The 18,918-nt window shown below is 71.9% G+C and carries 15 protein-coding genes; 6 read left to right on the forward strand and 9 right to left on the reverse strand.

Annotated elements, in window-relative coordinates; all coding sequences use genetic code 11:
* Window positions 1–125: 125 nt before the first annotated feature.
* Complete coding sequence (locus ACIRRS_RS35435; protein WP_402980167.1) at window positions 126–2,315, reverse strand: MMPL family transporter; 2,190 nt, start codon at window positions 2,313–2,315, stop codon at window positions 126–128.
* 171 nt (window positions 2,316–2,486) lie between these two features.
* Between ACIRRS_RS35435 and ACIRRS_RS35440 the strand changes: the two genes are divergently transcribed.
* Window positions 2,487–3,128: a TetR/AcrR family transcriptional regulator gene (locus ACIRRS_RS35440; protein WP_402980170.1), complete on the forward strand. Its 642-nt coding sequence runs from the start codon at window positions 2,487–2,489 to the stop codon at window positions 3,126–3,128.
* Window positions 3,129–3,137: 9 nt separating this feature from the next.
* Here the strand turns inward: ACIRRS_RS35440 and ACIRRS_RS35445 are convergent, their stop codons facing one another.
* Entirely contained in the window at window positions 3,138–4,088 is a 951-nt protein-coding gene (locus ACIRRS_RS35445; RefSeq protein ID WP_402980173.1) for a LysR substrate-binding domain-containing protein, read from the reverse strand.
* Between the two features lie 191 nt (window positions 4,089–4,279).
* Here ACIRRS_RS35445 and ACIRRS_RS35450 point away from each other — a divergent pair, with 191 nt between their 5' ends.
* Both ACIRRS_RS35450 and ACIRRS_RS35455 read left to right on the forward strand, forming a co-directional pair.
* The gene (locus ACIRRS_RS35450; RefSeq protein ID WP_031076510.1) at window positions 4,280–4,831 is read left to right on the forward strand and encodes a peroxiredoxin; all 552 of its coding nucleotides are present in this window, start codon (window positions 4,280–4,282) and stop codon (window positions 4,829–4,831) included.
* Between the two features lie 3 nt (window positions 4,832–4,834).
* On the forward strand, window positions 4,835–5,377 hold the full coding sequence (locus ACIRRS_RS35455) for an alkyl hydroperoxide reductase (RefSeq protein WP_402980176.1): 543 nt from the start codon (window positions 4,835–4,837) through the stop codon (window positions 5,375–5,377).
* Between the two features lie 88 nt (window positions 5,378–5,465).
* On the opposite strand, the gene ACIRRS_RS35460 is transcribed toward ACIRRS_RS35455, so the two are convergent.
* From ACIRRS_RS35460 to ACIRRS_RS35475, 4 genes are all read right to left on the reverse strand, one after another.
* The gene (locus ACIRRS_RS35460) at window positions 5,466–7,013 is read right to left on the reverse strand and encodes an AI-2E family transporter (RefSeq protein WP_402980179.1); all 1,548 of its coding nucleotides are present in this window, start codon (window positions 7,011–7,013) and stop codon (window positions 5,466–5,468) included.
* 397 nt (window positions 7,014–7,410) lie between these two features.
* On the reverse strand, window positions 7,411–8,139 hold the full coding sequence (locus ACIRRS_RS35465) for a transglycosylase SLT domain-containing protein (RefSeq protein ID WP_402980182.1): 729 nt from the start codon (window positions 8,137–8,139) through the stop codon (window positions 7,411–7,413).
* Between the two features lie 429 nt (window positions 8,140–8,568).
* A complete protein-coding gene (locus tag ACIRRS_RS35470; RefSeq protein WP_402980185.1) occupies window positions 8,569–9,903 on the reverse strand; it encodes a PhoH family protein in 1,335 nt (444 codons plus the stop codon).
* Window positions 9,904–10,138: 235 nt separating this feature from the next.
* Complete coding sequence (locus ACIRRS_RS35475) at window positions 10,139–10,933, reverse strand: isoprenyl transferase (RefSeq protein WP_402980187.1); 795 nt, start codon at window positions 10,931–10,933, stop codon at window positions 10,139–10,141.
* Between the two features lie 377 nt (window positions 10,934–11,310).
* Between ACIRRS_RS35475 and ACIRRS_RS35480 the strand changes: the two genes are divergently transcribed.
* Window positions 11,311–12,930: a chitinase gene (locus ACIRRS_RS35480; protein WP_402980189.1), complete on the forward strand. Its 1,620-nt coding sequence runs from the start codon at window positions 11,311–11,313 to the stop codon at window positions 12,928–12,930.
* Window positions 12,931–13,082: 152 nt separating this feature from the next.
* On the opposite strand, the gene ACIRRS_RS35485 is transcribed toward ACIRRS_RS35480, so the two are convergent.
* Complete coding sequence (locus tag ACIRRS_RS35485) at window positions 13,083–13,799, reverse strand: prepilin peptidase (protein ID WP_402980191.1); 717 nt, start codon at window positions 13,797–13,799, stop codon at window positions 13,083–13,085.
* A gap of 257 nt (window positions 13,800–14,056) precedes the next feature.
* Between ACIRRS_RS35485 and ACIRRS_RS35490 the strand changes: the two genes are divergently transcribed.
* Window positions 14,057–15,271 (forward strand): pyridoxal phosphate-dependent aminotransferase, encoded by a 1,215-nt coding sequence (locus ACIRRS_RS35490; RefSeq protein ID WP_402980193.1) that lies wholly within the window; start codon window positions 14,057–14,059, stop codon window positions 15,269–15,271.
* Window positions 15,272–15,419: 148 nt separating this feature from the next.
* On the opposite strand, the gene ACIRRS_RS35495 is transcribed toward ACIRRS_RS35490, so the two are convergent.
* Window positions 15,420–17,249, reverse strand: a complete 1,830-nt coding sequence (locus tag ACIRRS_RS35495) for a phosphoenolpyruvate carboxykinase (GTP) (protein ID WP_402980195.1) — start codon at window positions 17,247–17,249, stop codon at window positions 15,420–15,422.
* Between the two features lie 283 nt (window positions 17,250–17,532).
* On the opposite strand from ACIRRS_RS35495, the gene ACIRRS_RS35500 reads away from it, so the two are divergent.
* Window positions 17,533–18,207, forward strand: a complete 675-nt coding sequence (locus ACIRRS_RS35500) for a hemolysin III family protein (RefSeq protein ID WP_402980197.1) — start codon at window positions 17,533–17,535, stop codon at window positions 18,205–18,207.
* Here the strand turns inward: ACIRRS_RS35500 and ACIRRS_RS35505 are convergent.
* A complete protein-coding gene (locus ACIRRS_RS35505; protein ID WP_402980199.1) occupies window positions 18,178–18,711 on the reverse strand; it encodes a hypothetical protein in 534 nt (177 codons plus the stop codon). The two genes, ACIRRS_RS35500 and ACIRRS_RS35505, sit on opposite strands and share 30 nt — an antisense overlap.
* Window positions 18,712–18,918: the final 207 nt, after the last annotated feature.

Here is an 18,918-nt window from a genome sequence, read left to right on the forward strand (position 1 = left end):
AACGGGCCGAACACCGCAACTGGCCGCCACCCGCTCCGGCAATCGTCACGATTGCCGGAACGGACACGACCTAAGTCATAAGTCACCGGCATTGGACCTAGACCCGGACCCGCGCCCGGGGCCCGTCAGACCCCGGCGGGCTCCCGCTCCGCCGGGCGGGCGTCCAGCTCGGCCATGAGCTGCTCGCCCTCCATGTCGACGCGCGGGACGACCTTCTCCAGCCGCGCGGGGAACCACCAGGCGGCCTTGCCGAACAGCGCCATGGCGGCCGGCACCAGGGCCATCCGCACCACGAAGGCGTCGACCAGCACGCCGATCGCCAGGGCGAAGCCGATCGGCTGGACGATCGGGTCGTGGCCGAAGACGAAGGCGCCGAACACCGCGACCATGATCAGCGCGGCCGCCGTCACCACCCGGGCGCCGTTGCGGACGCCGCCGACGACGGCCTCGCGCGGGGTCGCGCCGTGGACGTGCTGCTCCTTCATCCCGGAGACCAGGAACAGCTCGTAGTCCATGGCCAGCCCGAACAGCACACCGATCAGCAGGATCGGCACGAAGCTGACCACCGGCCCGACCTTGGGCACGTCGATGATCCCGTCGAGCCAGCCCCACTGGTAGACGGCGACGACGGCGCCGAGCGAGGCCGTGATGCTGAGCAGGAACCCGGCCACCGCCTTGAGCGGGACGAGCACCGAGCGGAAGGCGATCGCCAGCAGCACCACCGCGATGCCGACGATGACCGCGAGGAACGGCGGCAGGGCCTGGCCGAGCTTGGTGGAGACGTCGATGTTGGCGGCCGTGGTGCCGGTGACGGCGATCTCGGCACCGGTCGAGGCCTCGAGCGCCGGGCGCTGGTCGCGGATCTCGTTGACCAGGGCCTTGGTGTCGGCGTGGTCGGGGCCGGTCTTCGGGATGACGGTCACCAGGGCGGTGCCACCGGCCTGGTCGACGGCGGGCGGCAGCAGCGTCTGCACGCCCTTCAGCCCCTGCAGTTCGGCGGCGACCCCCTGGACGGCCTGCTCGGGATGCGGGCTGCCGTGGGTGTCCACCACGACGACCAGCGGGGCGTTGAACCCGGGCCCGAAGCCCTCGCTGACCAGGTCGTACGCCTTGCGGGCGTCCGTCGAGGAGGCCTGGGAGCCGGCGCCCGGCAGGCCGAGTTCGAGGCCGGCGGCGGGCACGGCGAGCGCGCCCAGCCCGGCGAGGCCGACGAGCAGGACGGGCAGCGGGCGGCGGACCACGAACCGGGCCCAGCGCTCGCCCATGGTGGTCCTGCCGTCGGTGGCGGCCAGCGCGGGCTTCCAGACCGGCAGCCGGTCGAGCGAGCGGCCGGCGAAGCCGAGCAGGGCGGGCAGCAGGGTGATCGCGATCAGGACGGCGATCACGACGGCCCCGGAGGCGGCCAGGCCCATCACGGTGAGGAACGGGACCCCGGCGACGGCCAGACCGGCGAGCGCGACGACCACGGTGAGGCCGGCGAAGACGACGGCGCTGCCGGCGGTCGCGGTGGCGCGGGCGGCGGCCTCCTCGGGCTCCAGGCCCTCGTGCAGGTGGCGGCGGTGCCGGAACAGGATGAACAGCGCGTAGTCGATGCCGACGGCGAGGCCGACCATCAGGGCCAGCACGGGCGCGGTGGTGATGATCTCGAACGGGCCGGTGAGCGCGAGCAGCCCAGCCATCGCGACGGCCACGCCGATCAGCGCGGTCAGCAGCGGGAGCCCGGCCGCGACCAGGCTGCCCAGGGTGACCACCAGCACGACGCCGGCCACCAGCAGGCCGATCGACTCGCTACCGCCCTCGACCTGGGCCATCTCCTGGTAGGCGTCGCCGCCGAAGGCGACGTCCAGCCCGGCCGCGCGGGCCGGTTCGGCGGCGGCCTTGACGGCCTCGCGCTGCTGGTCGGTGACGTCGGCGAGCTTGTGGTCGAAGGAGACCAGGGCGATCACGATCCGGCCGTCCGGCGAGACGGCGCCGGTGGCGTACGGGTCGGGCACGGCGGCCACGCCCGGGACGGCGGCGATCCGGCCGACCGCCTCCTTGACCGCCTCGCCCGCCCCGGGGGCGGTGGCCCCGCCGGCGGCGGGGGCGGCGAAGACGACCCGGGCGGAGCCGTGACCCTGCTCCGGGAAGGTGCCGGTGATCTTGTCCAGGGTTGCCTGGGCCTCGGTGCCGGGCACCTTGAACTCGGTGCTGGTCTTGCCGGCGAAGGCCCCCGCGACCCCGCCGACGGCGATCAGGACAGCGATCCAGACGGCGAGCACGGCCCGCCGTCGCCGGAAGCAGGAGCGGCCCAATCGGTACAGGTACGTGGCCATGGGTGACCTCTCGCGAGTCGGTCCTCGGGCAGGCGGACGCCTGGCACTGGTCTGCGCCCACCGTACGCTCAAGTTTGTCGAGTGACAAAGTTGAGCGACCCAATCGGCTGACAGGATCGATCGACAGGATCGGCTGACGAAGTTGCCCGACCATGGCGCTACCCTGGCGGGATGGCACACGTCCCCGCCTCCGAGCGCAGGCCCCAACTGGTCCAGGCCGCCATCGAGCTGATGACCCGCGTGGGGGTCACGGCCGCCAGCACCCGGGCGATCGCGGCCGAGCTCGGCGTGGCCCAGGCGACGGTGCACTACACCTTCGGCACCAAGAAGGACCTCTACCGGGCCGTGGTCGAGCAGGTCACCGCCGACTTCATGGGCGCGGTGCGCAACGCCTCCCCCGGCGACGGCCCCTTCGGCACACAGGTCGCCACCCTCGTCCACGCCATCTGGGAGGCCGCCACCGGCGCGGACGGCCACTGCATGCTGCTGAGCGAGTTCGGCGCGCTCGCGATGCGCGACCCGGACGTGAAGGAGATCATGCTGGGCTTCCAGCGCGAGATCGAGGGCACGGCCACCGAGATGATCGGCGCGCTGGCCGCCGCCCACGGCCTCGCCCTGGCCGTCCCGGCGGACCAGATCGCCGTCCACTTCCTCACCGGCTTCGACGGCCTGACGGCCCGCCACCTCACGCTGCGCAGCCCCGGCGACGAGCCGGACCGGGGCACCCGGCGCGGGCTCGACCTGCTCGTCGCCACGACCGTCGGCCTCTGCCTGGACGGGCCCGCGGCCGGCTGGCCGCACCCCGTCGGCTGAGGATCCGCGTCAGTCGACGATCCGCACCGGCAGCTCCGCCAGCACCTCCCGCAGCGCCGCCGCGAACCGGTCGTACTCCGGGCTGCGCGCCGACCCCGGCCGGGTGGCCAGCCCGATCCGCCGCCCCGGCGCCGGAGCCGCGAAGCGCACCGCGGCCAGCCGGTCGGTGCGCCCCGCCTCGACGTCCAGCGCGGTGGCCGGCAGCAGCGTCACGCCGAGCCCTCCGGCGACGAGTTGGACGAGCGTGGAGAGCCCCGCCGCCCGGGTGGTGGAGCCCCCCGGGTCCGCGCCGACCTCCCGGCAGATGTCCAGCGCCTGGTCGCGCAGGCAGTGCCCCTCCTCCAGCAGCAGCACCTCCAGGTCGAGCAGCACGTCGCGCGGCACGTCGACCCGCCCGGCCAGCGGGTGCCCGGGCGGGGTGACCAGCACGAAGTCCTCGTCGAACAGCGGGACGTCCCGGGTCGGCGAGGTGCCGCCGGCCGGCAGCGCGAGCAGCAGCACGTCCAGCCGCCCGGCGGCCAGCCCCTCCAGCAGCGAGGGGGTGCGCTCCTCGTGGACGTGCAGCTCCAGCTCCGGGAAGCGGTCGCGCACCAGCCGCAGCACGGTGGGCAGCAGGTAGGGCGCGACGGTCGGGATGACGCCCAGGTGCAGCGGCCCGGTGAACGGCCTGCGGGCGGCCTCGACCTCCTCGGTGAGGGCTTGCAGCGAGGACAGCACCCGGCGCGCGTGCGCGTGGACGCGCTCCCCCAGCGGAGTGACGATCACCTTGCGCGTCGTACGCTCGATGAGCTGCGCCCCCAGCGACTCCTCCAGCGCGGCGACGGCCCCCGACAGCGCCGGCTGGCTCGTCCCGGTGGCCGCGGCGGCCTCCCGGAAGTGCCGGTGCTCGGCGACGGCGACGAAGGCCCTCAGCTGGGCGACGGTGGGCGTGCGCGGGGAGCGGACTGTGGCACTCGCCACAGTCGGGTCGTGTTTGGCGGCGGAGCCCCTACGGGGGCCGGGCCGCGACGTGGACCGTTCAGTACTGATAACAATCTCCGATCAGACACATCCAGGGTAGCTATTTCCCTGATCAGTCCACGATGTGGAAATGTGGAACGCGTCCGGAATCCGGACAAACTCCCCTCAGTCTCACTTCAGGAGAAGCGAACGTGCTCACGATCGGTGACAAGTTCCCCGAGTTCGACCTCAAGGCCTGTGTCGACCTGGACGCCGCGAGCGCCTTCGCTGACATCAACCACAAGTCCTACGAGGGCAAGTGGAAGGTCGTCTTCTTCTGGCCGATGGACTTCACCTTCGTCTGCCCGACCGAGATCGCCGCGTTCGGCAAGCTGAACGACGAGTTCGCCGACCGCGACGCCCAGATCCTCGGCGTCTCCGGCGACTCCGAGTTCGTGCACCACGCCTGGCGCAAGGACCACAAGGACCTGCGCGACCTGCCCTTCCCGATGCTGGCCGACATCAAGCACGACCTGATGCGCGACTGCGGCGTCGAGAACGAGGACGGCACCGCCCAGCGCGCCGTGTTCATCGTGGACCCGAACAACGAGATCCAGTTCGTCATGGTGACCGCCGGCTCCGTCGGCCGTAACCCCAAGGAGGTCCTGCGGGTGCTGGACGCCCTGCAGACCGACGAGCTGTGCCCGTGCAACTGGAACAAGGGCGAGGACACCCTCGACGCCGAGTCCCTGCTGGCCGGCTGACCCATGGCCCTCGACGACCTGAAGGCCGCCCTCCCGGACTACGCCAAGGACCTCAAGCTCAACCTGGGCTCGGTCATCGGCAACTCCGACCTCCCCGCCCAGCAGCTGTGGGGCACCGTCCTCGCCTGCGCGATGGCCACCCGCAGCCCCGCCGTGCTCCGCGAGCTGGAGCCCGAGGCCAAGGCCAACCTCTCCCCTGAGGCGTACACCGCCGCCAAGGGCGCGGCCGCGATCATGGGGATGAACAACGTCTACTACCGGACGCTGCACCTGCTCTCCGACAAGGAGTACAGCACGATGCGGGCCGGTCTGCGGATGAACATCATCGGCACCCCGGGCGTCGAGAAGATCGACTTCGAGCTGTGGAGCTTCGCCGTCTCGGCCATCAACGGCTGCGGCCAGTGCCTCGACTCGCACGAGGCCGTGCTGCGCAAGGCCGGTGTCGACCGCGAGGTCGTCCAGGCCTCGGTGAAGATCGCCGCCGTGCTCCAGGCCGTGGCCTCCGTCCTCGACTCCGAGGCCGCCCTGGCCGCCGCCGACGTCTGACGCACCCGCGTCGGCGCCCGCGCCACCGCACAGAGGAAGGGCCCCGCCGGACACCATGTCCGACGGGGCCCTTCCGCGTGCTCCGGCCCTACTCCGTGGCGGGCTGCACCTGCGCCTGCGGATGGATCTGAGGCTGCGGATGAGGCTGCGCCTGCGGGGCCGCCGCGGAGCGCTCCGCGGCCTCCCGGGCGGCCTCCATCGCGGTGAACACGGCCTGCCCCGCCTCGTTGCGCCGCCGCAGGTGCCCGATGACGGTGTTGGTCACGGCGATCAGCGGCACGGCGACCACCGCGCCCCCGATCCCGCCGACGATCCCGCCGGCCGCGACGCCCAGCACCACGCCCAGCGGGTGCACCCGCACGGCCCGGCCGAGGATCAGCGGCTGCAGGATGTGGCTCTCCACCTGCATCACCACGATCAGCACCACCAGCACCATCAGCGCCGTCCACGGCCCCTGGGTGACCAGCGCGATCAGCACCGCGACGGTACCGGTGATCAGGGCGCCGACCAGCGGGACGAAGGCGCCCAGGAAGATGATCACGGCCATCGGCATCGCCAGCGGCACGCCCAGCGCGTCCACGCCGATCCCGATGCAGACCGCGTCGATGAAGGCCACGCAGACGGTGCCCCGCACGTACGCGGTGAGCGTCGCCCAGGCCTTCGGCCCGGCCCCGGCCATCGCGAAGCGGGACTGCCGGGGCAGGCAGCGCAGCGCCCAGTTCCAGATCTTCGCCCCGTCGTAGAGGAAGAAGAAGGTGGTGAAGAAGGTCATCATCAGCGCGGTCAGCACCTCGACGGCGATCTGCGCGCCGGTGATGGAGACCGAGGTGAGCCGGTCGGTGTTGCTGGTGATCGCCCCGGTGATCTGGTTGGCGAAGTCGGTGACCTGCTGGTGGGTCAGGTGCAGCGGCCCGTCGATCAGCCAGTCCCGCATCTGGTCGACACCGGTCTTGACCTTGGTGGTGACGGTGTCCACGTTGTCCGTCACCTGCCACACCACGAACCAGCCGACCAGCCCGATCCCGGCCAGACCGCTCAGGAACACCCCGCCCGCCGCCAGCGAGCGCGGCACCCCGCGCCGGCGCAGCCAGGAGACGGAGGGCTCCAGCAGCGCGGTGATCAGCAGCGAGGCCAGCATCGACAGCGCGACCAGCCGCAGCATGTCGACCACGTAGAAGACGACGTACAGCGCGGCGCCGAGCAGCAGCAGCCGCCAGGTCGACTCGGCGGCCACCCGCAGCCCCCAGGGCACCGCCTCGGCGGGGGTGGCGGGCCGGCCCGGGTGGTACTCCCGCCCGAAGGTGGCCTGCGCGGGCGCCGCCGCGGCGACGGGCTGCCGCGCCGGGGCCGCCACCGGCACCGGCAGCGGTGCGGGCTCGACCGGCTTCCGCAGCTCCACGGCCTCCGGCTCCTGCTCGGCGGGAGACGCCGGAACCGACACAGACACCGGAACCGGCACCGGCGCCGACACCGCGACCGCCGTCGACTGTGCGTCGGCGACGGCGAGTTCGTGCGGTTCGGCCGCCATCGCGGCGCGTCGGCGCCGTTCGATCACGGCGGCCGCGCTCGCCACCACGGCCATGCTCTTGGCCACGGCCTTGAAGGCCTTTCCGCCCCGCGCCATCCTCGTGTCCACCGCTTCCCTGCCGCTCCCTCCCGCCCACGGCGGGACGCCGTGGGTCCCGCCACGGCCGTCAGGGATGACGCTACCCGCCGTGAGGGCGGCGAGTCCGCCCCCACAGCACGTTCGAGTCCATCCACTCATCCGGGAAACAGGGACAAATACCTACGTTCCACCTGTTTCGGACGGGAACCGCCGGGGAGGAGTCCGAACGGGGAGCCCGACCGGCCGCGGGCCGAGAGCCAACTGTCGGCGGACCGGCCGCGCGGGAAGCACCAGGACCCCTCCCCGCGCGCCGCGTCCGCGCCCCGCGGCCGCAACGGCGACGGCCCCCGGCGGGCCCGCCGCGCTCGGTGGAGCGGGCGGTCCGGCCGGGGGCCGTCGTGAAGATCCGTGAGGAGCCCCGGGTCTCCTAGTACCAGCTGTGGGCCTGCCAGAACGACCAGGCACCGCAGGGGCTGCCGTAGCGGCTGTTCATGTAGCCGAGGCCCCACTTGATCTGGGTCGCCGGGTTGGTGCGCCAGTCGGCACCGGCCGAGGCCATCTTCGTGCCGGGCAGCGCCTGCACGAGGCCGTACGCGCCGGAGCTCTTGTTGGTCGCGGTGTAGTCCCAGCCGCTCTCGCGCTTCACGATGTTGCTGAAGCACTGGAACTGGGAGTCGTCGCCGATGATCTGCCGGGCGGTGTCCTGGACGGAACCGGGGCTGACCGAGACGGGCGGCGCGCTGGTGTCGGTCGCGGACATCGCGGACCGGGCCTTGGACCGGTTCGCGGCCTCGGCCTTGCGCGCGTCGTCGGCCGCCTTGGCGTCCGCGTCGGCCTTGGCCTGGGCATCGGCCTTCGCCTGGGCGTCTGCGGCCGCCTTCTGGCGCGCGGCCTCCTCGGCGGCCTTCTGCTCGGCGGCGGCCTTGGCGGCGGCGTCGGCGGAGGCCTGCTGGGCGGTCGCCTGCTGACCGATGTTGTCGCTGATGGTCTGCGCCTGGGCGCCAGAGGGGACTTCGGCGAGCAGGGTCGCACCGGCCACGTCGACCGTCTGCGTGCTCTTGCCCTCGCTGCCCGAGGCCATACCCACGACGGCACCGACAGCGGTGACGGCGGTGGCAGAGGCCACAGCAACTCCCCGGACCGAGATCCGAGTCACATGGTTTCCTTCCAGCGTCGCCCACGCGTGACCGTACGGGCGCAAGATGCCCCTGAACACGGACCTCCGCACGGTGCTCTGGTCACGGGAGGTGCTGGCCCGGCGTCCGGTCGAGTTGAGGCGACCTGACGTTGGAATCGGGCGGCGTACGGCCCATCGGTTTTCAATTGTCGGTCCACCGACCGGAGTTGGCGGACCTTCCGGGGCCTGACCTCCGGAGTCCGGAAGCCCTGCCGCGCCGTACGCGGGGCCTGACAGAACCCTCACCATGCCGCAAGGGGTGGTGTCGACGCAATTCCCGCTCGCGTGGCGCATGTCACATTCACCGGGGCTTCACCGCGACAAAAGGGACGGGGCCCGCTCCGTCAGAAGCGGGCCCCGCACGGTCAGTTGACCGTATTGTCCGACTATGCCCCGATCAGGGACGGATCACGGCTGGATGTCCTCCAGCATCTCCGTGACCAGCGCCGCGATCGGCGAGCGCTCCGAGCGCGTGAGCGTGATGTGCGCGAAGAGCGGATGCCCCTTCAGCTTCTCCACCACCGCCACCACGCCGTCGTACCGGCCCACCCTCAGGTTGTCCCGCTGCGCCACGTCGTGGGTGAGCACCACCCGCGAGTTCTGGCCGATCCGGGACAGCACCGTCAGCAGGACGTTGCGCTCCAGCGACTGGGCCTCGTCCACGATCACGAAGGCGTCGTGCAGCGAGCGCCCGCGGATGTGCGTGAGCGGCAGCACCTCCAGCATCCCGCGGGAGATGACCTCCTCGATCACGTCCGGGGTGGTGACCGCGGAGAGGGTGTCGAACACCGCCTGGGCCCAGGGGCCCATCTTCTCCGCCTCACTGCCCGGCAGGTAGCCCAGTTCCTGGCCGCCCACCGCGTAGAGCGGCCGGAAGACCATCACCTTGCGGTGCTGCCCCCGCTCCAGCACCGCCTCCAGGCCCGCGCACAGCGCCAGCGCCGACTTCCCGGTGCCGGCCCGGCCGCCCATCGAGACGATGCCGATCTCCGGGTCCAGCAGGAGGTCCAGCGCGACACGCTGCTCGGCGCTGCGCCCGCGCAGCCCGAACGCCTCCCGCTCGCCGCGCACCAGCCGCACCCGCCCGTCGCCGGTGACCCGGCCGAGCGCCCGGCCGCGCTCCGAGGTGAGCACCAGTCCGGTGTGGACGGGCAGTTCGCCCGCGCCGTCGACGTCCACCGAGGCGTCGTGGCCGGCGCCGAACAGCGCGTCCACCTGGTCCGCCGGGACGTGGAGCTCGGACATGCCCGTCCAGCCGGAGGTGATCGCCAGCTCGGCCCGGTACTCCTCCGCGAGCAGGCCCACCGAGCTGGCCTTGATCCGCAGCGGGAGGTCCTTGGACACCACCGTGACGTCGTAGCCCTCGGCCTGCAGGTTGCGGGCGACGGCCAGGATGCGGGCGTCCGCCTCGCCGCCGCCGGCGCGGTAGCCGGCCGGCAGTATCGACAGGTCGGAGTGGTTGAGCTCGACCCGGATCGTCCCGCCGAGCTCGCCGACCGGGATCGGCTCGTCGAGCCGGCCGAAGCGGATGCGGTAGTCGTCGAGCAGGCGCAGCGCCTGCCGGGCGAAGTACCCCAGCTCGGGATGGTGTCGCTTGTCCTCCAGCTCGGTGACCACCACCACGGGGAGGACGACCTCGTGCTCCTCGAAGCGGGTCATGGCGAGAGGGTCCGCCAGGAGCACGCTGGTGTCGAGAACGTACGTGCGCCGGTCTGGTGTCCGGCGGCTCTTGGAACTGACCACTAGGCCTCCAGAGCGGATGACCCTGCGTCATCCGCGGCAAGCCGGCCCCCGCTGCCCCGGTGGCCTCGGGGCCGGACTAAGCAGGAGTATTCCCAGGCGAGCGGCGGTGCATTCGCGCCCCCGGAGAACTGACGGATCATTGCCGGTGAACGTTTGGCCTCGCGAGTGGCCCGGGTAGGCCAGCCCTACGGCGGTCATTTCGGGGCGGGGCCGCCCCTCAAACCTCCCGCAGGGGTCAGAGACCCATTCGGCGCTGGCGCTGTTCGTACGCGCGCAGGGCCCGCAGGAAGTCCACCTTGCGGAAGGCCGGCCAGTACGCCTCGCAGAAGTAGAACTCGCTGTGGGCGCTCTGCCAGAGCAGGAATCCGGACAGCCGCTGCTCGCCCGAGGTGCGGATGATGAGGTCCGGATCGGGCTGGTCGCGGGTGTAGAGGTGCTCGGAGATGTGCTCGACGGTGAGGATCTCGGCCAACTGCTCGATCGAGGTGCCGCGTCCGGCCTGCTCCTGGAGCAGCGAGCGGACGGCGTCGGCGATCTCGTGCCGGCCGCCGTAGCCGACGGCGACGTTGACGGTGATGCCGTCGATCCCGGCGGTCTCCTCGGCGGCGCGCTTGAGGACGCCGGCGGTGTGCTCGGGCAGCAGGTCCAGGGCGCCGACGGGGTTGACGCGCCAGCGGCGGGCGGCGGCCAGGCCGGTGACGGCCTCCTCGATGATGCCGAGCAGCGGGACGAGCTCGTCGGCGGGGCGGTCGAGGTTGTCGGTGGAGAGCATCCAGAGGGTGACGACCTTGACGTGGGTCTCGTCGCACCAGCCGAGGAACTCGGTGATCTTGTCGGCGCCGCGCTGGTGGCCGTACGCGGTGGAGCCGCCGGTGGCCTTGGCCCAGCGCCGGTTGCCGTCGAGGATCACGCCGATGTGGTGCGGGGTCCGCGCGAGGTGCACCTCGACGCGGCGGCCGTAGAGCCCGTACATCCCGTCCAGCAGGGTGCGCAGCCCCGGCGTCCGTTCGGCGACATCGCGCAGACCCATGGTTCCCGGCCCCTCCGTGCTTCGTTCAGGTGGTGCGTCTCAGCCCCCGGCGCAGCCTACTCCGGTGGGCAGGCACCCGGTAAAGCCGCAGGTAGCGGTCAGGTCACGGTCCTGTACGGAGTCTGTCCCGGCGGGCGTGTCGCGGGGGTCGGAAGGGGGTTTCCGTCATGAACACGGAACGGTCTCCGATTCCTTAAGGAATCCGTAAGCGCACGCTCGAATGCTTGACGACCGGCAATGGTCTAGTCCAGCTTGTGACCCAGGACGCAGCGACCACCGCTCGCTCCTCCCCCACACCAGACGCATCGCCCTCCCCCACACGCGGCCGCCGCGCCCCCCACCGCGGCGGCCGCTCCTCCCCTCAGGAGCGTCACCCCATGGCCCGTACGCTGAACCAGCCTGCCCACAAGCGCCGGCGCAGCCCCCTCCCGGCCGTCGCGGCCGGTGCCACCGCCCTCGTCCTGGCCGGCGGCAGCCTGGCCCTGTTCGCCGGCGGCGCCAGCGCGGCCGTCGGGAACCTGGTCTCCAACGGCGGCTTCGAGAGCGGCCTGAGCGGCTGGTCCTGTTCCGGCGCCGCGGCCGCCGTCGCCTCCCCGACCCACTCGGGCACCGGCGCGCTGCAGGCCACCCCGGGGGCCGGCGACACCGCCGAGTGCACCCAGACCATCAGCGTGCTGCCCAACTCCAGCTACACGCTGAGCGCCTGGGTCCAGGGCCCGTACGTCTACCTCGGCGCCCGCGGCACCGGCGGCACCGACCCGTCGTCCTGGTCGAACCAGAACAGCTGGAACCAGCTCTCCACCAGCTTCACCACCGGGGCGACCACCACCAGCGTCACGGTCTACCTGCACGGCTGGTACGGGCAGAGCGCCTACCAGGCGGACGACGTCCAGCTGCTCGGCCCCGGCGGCACCTCCACGCCGTCCCCGACCGCCACCCCCACTCCCACCCAGACGGCGACGGCGACCCCCACCGCCACCGCCACGCCGACCCAGACCGCGACGCCCACCCCCACGGCGACCGCGACCCAGACGGCGACCCCGACCCCCACGGCCACGCCGACCGCCACCCCGACCAGCACCACCCCGCCGGTCACCGGCCTGCCCGCCCACGCGATCACCGGCTACTGGCAGAACTTCGACAACGGCTCGACCGCGCAGCGCCTGAGCGACGTGCAGAACGCGTACGACATCATCGCGGTCTCCTTCGCCGACGCCGTGCCGACCCAGACCGGCGCGATCAGCTTCACCCTGGACCCGGGCCTGTCCAAGGCCCTCGGCGGCTACACCGACGCCCAGTTCCGCGCCGACATCAAGGCCAAGCAGGCCGCCGGCAAGAAGGTCATCCTCTCCATCGGCGGCCAGAACGGCGCCATCACGGTGGGCGACGCGACGGCCGGGAACAACTTCGCCAACAGCGCCTACTCGATCATCAAGGACTACGGCTTCGACGGCATCGACGTCGACCTGGAGAACGGCGTCCAGGCCGGACCGCTCGGCAGCGCGCTGCACTCGCTCCAGGCGAAGGTCGGCCCCGGCTTCATCCTGACGATGGCCCCCGAGACCATCGGGATGTACAGCACCGCCGGCGCCTACTTCCAGCTGGCGCTGAACACCAAGGACATCCTGACCGTCGTCAACACCCAGTTCTACAACTCGGGCGGCATGAACGGCTGCGACGGCAAGGTCTACAACCAGGGCACCATCGACTTCATCACCTCGCAGGTCTGCACCCACATCCAGGGCGGCCTGCGGCCCGACCAGGTCGGCATCGGCGTCCCGGCCTCCTCCAAGGCGGCCGGCGGCGGCTACGTCTCGCCGACCGTGGTGAACAACGCGCTGGACTGCCTGGCCACCGGCAACAACTGCGGCAGCTTCGTCCCGCCGGCCAAGTGGCCGACCATCCGCGGCGCGATGACCTGGTCCACCAACTGGGACGTCAACAACGGCAACGCGTTCTCGAACACCGTCGGCCCGTTCGTGCACAAGATGCCCTGAGAGCCCAACTCACCCCGGCGCGCCGCTCCTTGAGGGTGGGGCCTGCGCGCCGGCGGCGGGGCCCGTCGTACCTTCCAACCGGTACGACGGGCCCCTTCCGTCTTCTTGGCCCCTTCCGTCCTCTTGGCACCTTCCGTCCTCTTGGCACCTTCTCAGTACGCGAGCACGGCCAGCAGCGCGCCCAGCAGCAGAAACGGGCCCAGCGGGAGGTGCAGTCCGCGCACCGGGCGGCGCCGGGCCAGCGCGGCGGCGGCCCGTACGGCGGCCCAGAGGCCGGCCAGCACCACCGTGGCGACCAGCCCGCCGAGCGCCGCCGACCAGCCGTACCAGCCGAGCAGCCCGCCCAGGGCCAGCCCGAGCGGGGAGTCACCGGGGCCCAACGCGCCCAGCCAGACGGCGAGTTCGAGGACGGCCCCGATCACCAGCGCCGCCAGGAGGCAGCGCAGCAGCACCCCGGGCCGCCCCTCGGCCAGCGCCGCCACCACCAGCAGCAGGGCCGTCCCGACGATCAGCGGCAGGGTCAGCCGGTACGGCAGCCGGCGCACCCGGGCGTCGACGAAGCCGAGCACCACGCCGACGGCCGCCGCCCAGCCCAGCGCCGGGGCCACGGCCGGCCCGTCCGCACCGAGCGCCACCGCGACGGCCGCCGCCACGGCGACCGCCTCCACCGTCCAGGGCCCTGCACCGAGGCGCTCCCGGCAGCCCGGGCACCGCCCCGTCGGCGGCAGCAGCCGCAACGCCCGCCCGCAGGAGGGGCAGGCCTCGCGCCGGGGCTCGCCCTCCGGCACGGCGAACCGGGCGACCAGCGCCCGCTGCACCGGGGCCGCCAGGAGCGCCGCCAGCACCGCCACCACCACGACCGCGCCCACCGGCGTCCCCTCCGCTCGTCCGCTTCCGGGCCACATCCTGCCGTGCCGGAACCGCGAAGAGATGTGCCCTCCGTCTCCTTCTTTACGGCAGCCCGCGAGCGCCCCTCGCATACCTGAGCATTCCGGACACCCCGCAGCCGGTTTGGAAGGCCGCCCGACTCCCCCGCCTGCCGATCCAAGGGGGTCCGGAGAGCCCCCGGAAGCACCCTTCCGCGGACCCGCCGAGCGGGCCGTCCGTACCCCTAAAGTAGGCGGGCATGCAGGTCATTCAGTCCAGCAAGCTCGCCAACGTCTGCTACGACATCCGCGGCCCGGTACTCGACGAGGCGATGCGGCTGGAGGAGCAGGGCCACCGCATCCTCAAGCTCAACACCGGCAACCCGGCCACCTTCGGTTTCGAGGCGCCCCCGGAGATCCTCCAGGACATCCTGCGCAACCTCGCCAACGCGCACGGGTACGGCGACTCCAAGGGCCTGCTCTCCGCACGCCGCGCGATCGTCATGCACTACGAGGACCGCGGCCTGCACGGGCTGAGCGTCGACGACGTCTTCCTCGGCAACGGCGTCTCCGAACTGATCCAGCTGGCCATGACCGCGCTGCTGGACGACGGCGACGAGGTGCTCGTCCCCGCGCCGGACTACCCGCTGTGGACGGCCTCCGTCTCGCTGGCCGGCGGCACCGCCGTGCACTACCGCTGCGACGAGCAGTCCGAGTGGTACCCCGACCTCGCCGACATCGAGGCCAAGATCACCGACCGGACCAGGGCCCTCGTCGTCATCAACCCCAACAACCCCACCGGCGCGGTCTACCCGCGCGAGGTGCTGGAGGGGCTGACCGAGATCGCCCGCCGCCACCAACTCGTCGTCTACGCCGACGAGATCTACGACAAGATCCTCTACGACGACGCCGAGCACGTCCCGCTGGCCACCCTGGCGCCGGACCTCTTCTGCATCACCTTCAACGGGCTCTCCAAGGCGTACCGCGTCGCCGGGTTCCGCTCCGGCTGGATGGTGCTCTCCGGCGACCGCTCCCGCGCCCGCAGCTACATCGAGGGCCTGACGGTGCTCGCCTCGATGCGCCTGTGCGCCAACATGCCCGCCCAGCACGCGGTGGCCGCGGCCCTCGGCGGCCGGCAGTCGATCAAGGACCTGCTGCTGCCCGGCGGCCGGCTGCTCGCCTCCCGCGACGCCGCGTACGAGCTGCTGAACCAGATCCCGGGCGTCAGCTGCGTCAAGCCCAAGGGCGCGCTCTACGCCTTCCCGAGGCTCGACCCCAAGGTCCACAAGATCAAGGACGACGCCCGGATGGTGCTGGACCTGCTGCGCTCCCAGCGCATCCTGCTCGTCCAGGGCACCGGCTTCAACTGGCCCGAACCCGACCACTTCCGGCTGGTCACCCTGCCCCGCGCGGAGGAGATCACCGACGCCGTCACCAGGATCGGCGACTTCCTCTCCGGCTACTCGCAGCCGTAGGGGTCCGAGAACACTACGGCCGGAGTCCCGGGCCGTGCGGTCTCCTTGGTCGGGGAAAGACCGCACGACGGAACTCCGGCCGTCCTGCCGCTCGGTGGGCGCGCGGTTCGTGCCGCGCGCCCACCGCTGTCTCGACTGAGGCTCAGGCTCAGCCCAGACGCGCGACCAGGTTCCGGTACTCGTCCCACAGCTCCTTCGGGGTGTGCTCGCCGAACAGCTCCAGGTGGGCCGGCACGAGCGCGGCCTCCTGGCGCCAGATGTCGGCGTCCACGGTGAAGAGCAGGTCGAGGTCCTCCTTGGAGAGGTCCAGGCCGTCGAGGTCGAAGCCCTCGACGGTGGGCAGCACGCCGATCGGGGTCTCGACGCCCGCGCCGGCGCCCTGGAGGCGCTCGACGACCCACTTGAGCACCCGGCTGTTCTCGCCGTAGCCGGGCCAGACGAACTTGCCGTCGGCGTTCTTGCGGAACCAGTTGACGTAGTAGATCTTCGGCAGCTTCGAGGCGTCCGCCTGCGCGCCGACCTTCAGCCAGTGGGCGAAGTAGTCGCCCATGTTGTAGCCGCAGAACGGCAGCATCGCGAACGGGTCGCGGCGCAGCTCGCCCACGGTGCCCTCGGCGGCGGCGGTCTTCTCGGAGGCGATGTTGGCACCGAGGAAGACGCCGTGCTGCCAGTCGAAGGACTCCGTCACCAGCGGGACGGCGGTGGCGCGGCGGCCGCCGAACAGGATCGCCGAGATCGGCACGCCCGCCGGGTCCTCCCACTCGGGGGCGATGGTCGGGCACTGCGCGGCCGGGACGGCGAAGCGGGCGTTCGGGTGGGCGGCCGGGGTGCCGGACTCGGGGGTCCAGTCGTTGCCGCGCCAGTCGACGAGGTGCGCCGGGGGCTCCTCGGTGAGGCCCTCCCACCACACGTCGCCGTCGTCGGTGAGGGCGACGTTGGTGAACACCGTGTTGCTGTGCAGGGTGTCGATGGCGTTGGCGTTGGTGTCCACGCCGGTGCCGGGGGCGACGCCGAAGAAGCCGGCCTCGGGGTTGATGGCGTAGAGGCGGCCGTCCGCGCCGAAGCGCATCCAGGCGATGTCGTCGCCGATGGTCTCGACCTTCCAGCCCGGGATGGTGGGCTGGAGCATGGCCAGGTTGGTCTTGCCGCAGGCGGAGGGGAAGGCGGCGGTGACGTACTGGGGCTCGGCGCCGTTCGGCGGGGTGAGCTTGAGGATGAGCATGTGCTCGGCCAGCCAGCCCTCGTCGCGGGCCATGGTCGAGGCGATGCGCAGGGCGTAGCACTTCTTGCCGAGCAGGGCGTTGCCGCCGTAGCCGGAGCCGAAGGACCAGATCTCCCTGGTCTCCGGGAAGTGCGAGATGTACTTGGTGCTGTTGCACGGCCACGGCACGTCCGCCTGGCCCTCGGCCAGCGGGGCGCCGACGGTGTGCACGGCCTTGACGAAGTCGCCGTCCTCGCCGAGCTGCTCCAGCACGGCCTTGCCCATGCGGGTCATGACGCGCATGGAGACGGCGACGTACGCGGAGTCGGTGATCTCGACGCCGTACGCGGCCAGCGGGGAGCCGACCGGGCCCATGGAGAAGGGCACGACGTACAGGGTGCGGCCCTTCATGGCACCGCGGAACAGGCCCTTCTCGCCCTGGAACAGCTCCCGCATCTCGGCGGGGGCCTTCCAGTTGTTCGTCGGGCCGGCGTCCTTCTCCTGCTCGGAGCAGATGTAGGTGCGGTCCTCCACGCGCGCCACGTCCGTCGGGTCCGAGGCGGCGTAGTAGGAGTTGGGGCGCTTCTCCTCGTTCAGCTTCTTGAAGGTGCCCTGAGCCACCAGCAGGTCCGCGAGGCGCTGGTACTCCTCGTCGGAGCCGTCGCACCACTCGACGCGGTCCGGCTGGGTGAGCTCGGCGATCTCGCTCACCCAGGCCAGCAGCTGCTTGTGGCGGGTGGGCGCGGAGGCGCTGAGAGCAGAGATCTCGTACGACACGATCGCTCCTTCACGCCGTCTCGGCGAGGAGACGGCGTAGCGGGGGTCTGAGGGTGCTTGCAGCGTAGCTCCGGAGTTCGTGCCCGATTGCGGCGCCGAGTCGAAATTGACGCAGCTTTTACTACTGAAAGTATGATTACTGGCCAGTAACAGAGCCTTCCCGGCCGGTCCCTGACACCGGGAACTCGACCCCGAACACTCCAAAACGTCCAAGAGTGACGATCACCACTTCCTTACGCGTCAGTAACCTACGGAGGCGTAGGTAGCGGGTAGCATGCTGCGCATGACTGCTGCTGCGCTCACGGAGAGTGCGCCCACCGAGGCCAAGCCGAAGTGGCGGGGCTGGCTGCACGCCGGAATGTTCCCCGCCACGGTGGCCGCCGGGATCGTGCTGATCTGCCTGGCCGACTCCCCGTCCGCCAAGATCGCCTGCGCGATCTACTCGGTCAGCGCCTGGCTGCTGTTCGGGGTCAGCGCGGTGTACCACCGCTTCACCTGGGGACCGCGCGGGGACGCCGTGCTGCGCCGGCTCGACCACGCGAACATCTTCCTGATCATCGCGGGCACCTACACGCCGTTCACGATGCTGCTGCTCAAGGGCGCCGACCAGCAGGTGCTGCTCTGGGTCGCCTGGGGCGGGGCGCTGGCCGGCATAGCCTTCCGGGTGTTCTGGGTCGGCGCACCGCGCTGGCTCTACACCCCGGTGTACATCGCGCTGGGCTGGGCCGCCGCGTTCTTCCTGCCGGACTTCCTGCGCACCGGCGGCGTCGCCGTCCTGGTGCTGATGATCGTCGGCGGCGTGCTCTACAGCGTCGGCGGCGTGGTGTACGGGCTCAAGCGGCCCAACCCCTCACCGCGCTGGTTCGGCTTCCACGAGGTGTTCCACGCCTTCACCCTGGGCGCCTTCATCGTCCAGTACGTCGGCGTCTCACTGGTGGCGTACAGCACGGCCGGCTGAACCCGGCGCGCCACGGCGGGCGGTCGCACGGTCCACGGACCTGGCGGCCGCCCGCTCCGCCGTCCAGGGCCGCTCGTACGGCGCCCGGCCCTGCTGCCGGTGCGGGGAGGGCGACTGCTCCGGGAGGTCCGGGTGCCCGGCGGCGGCCTCCGGCCGGACGGGCTCCGCGGCGGGCCGCGCCGACGGCTCGGCCGGGGCGGTGCGCCCGCGCGCCTGCCGGGCGTCCAGCGCCTCGCGGGCCCGGCGGCAGCGCTCGCAGTGCGCGGCGTCCGGGATGCGCCGCCGGGACGGGCGGTGGCCGACGGGCGACGGCGGGCGGTGCATCGCCTGCCAGCGCCGGGCCACGTAGACCATGAGCAGCAGCACCTCGACCCCGGCAACCGTGAGGACCAGCACGGCGCCGTTGATCAGATAGGCCGCCACCACGGCCAGCGCGGAGGCCACGACCACCGCCGCACTCCACACCTGGGCACTCGCCTGCCCGTCGTTCCCGTCGTCGGCCACTTCGGCTTTCCCCTCTCCCGGCGCCGGGCTCGTGGTCGGCTCCTGCCGCCCCACCCCTTCTCCGCTCTCGGCACGCGTCGGTCAGCACTGACCGATTGCCACATGCTATCTACCGACAGTCACTCGCGACTGCCCCGGGGCGGCGAACGACAGATCAACGTTGCGTCAATTCCTTGTGCGGAAGCAGCACTTCCAGGACACATCACC

Source organism: Kitasatospora sp. NPDC101183, from assembly GCF_044767945.1.
Classification (GTDB): Bacteria; Actinomycetota; Actinomycetes; order Streptomycetales; family Streptomycetaceae; genus Kitasatospora.

Excerpts from the sequence above, each read along its gene's own strand:
- ACIRRS_RS35435 (WP_402980167.1), bottom strand. The coding sequence starts at position 2,315 with ATGGCCACGTACCTGTACCGATTGGGCCGCTCCTGCTTCCGGCGACGG.
- ACIRRS_RS35440 (WP_402980170.1), top strand. The coding sequence starts at position 2,487 with ATGGCACACGTCCCCGCCTCCGAGCGCAGGCCCCAACTGGTCCAGGCC.
- ACIRRS_RS35455 (WP_402980176.1), top strand. The coding sequence starts at position 4,835 with ATGGCCCTCGACGACCTGAAGGCCGCCCTCCCGGACTACGCCAAGGAC.
- ACIRRS_RS35475 (WP_402980187.1), bottom strand. The coding sequence starts at position 10,933 with ATGGGTCTGCGCGATGTCGCCGAACGGACGCCGGGGCTGCGCACCCTG.
- ACIRRS_RS35480 (WP_402980189.1), top strand. The coding sequence starts at position 11,311 with ATGGCCCGTACGCTGAACCAGCCTGCCCACAAGCGCCGGCGCAGCCCC.
- ACIRRS_RS35490 (WP_402980193.1), top strand. The coding sequence starts at position 14,057 with ATGCAGGTCATTCAGTCCAGCAAGCTCGCCAACGTCTGCTACGACATC.
- ACIRRS_RS35500 (WP_402980197.1), top strand. The coding sequence starts at position 17,533 with ATGACTGCTGCTGCGCTCACGGAGAGTGCGCCCACCGAGGCCAAGCCG.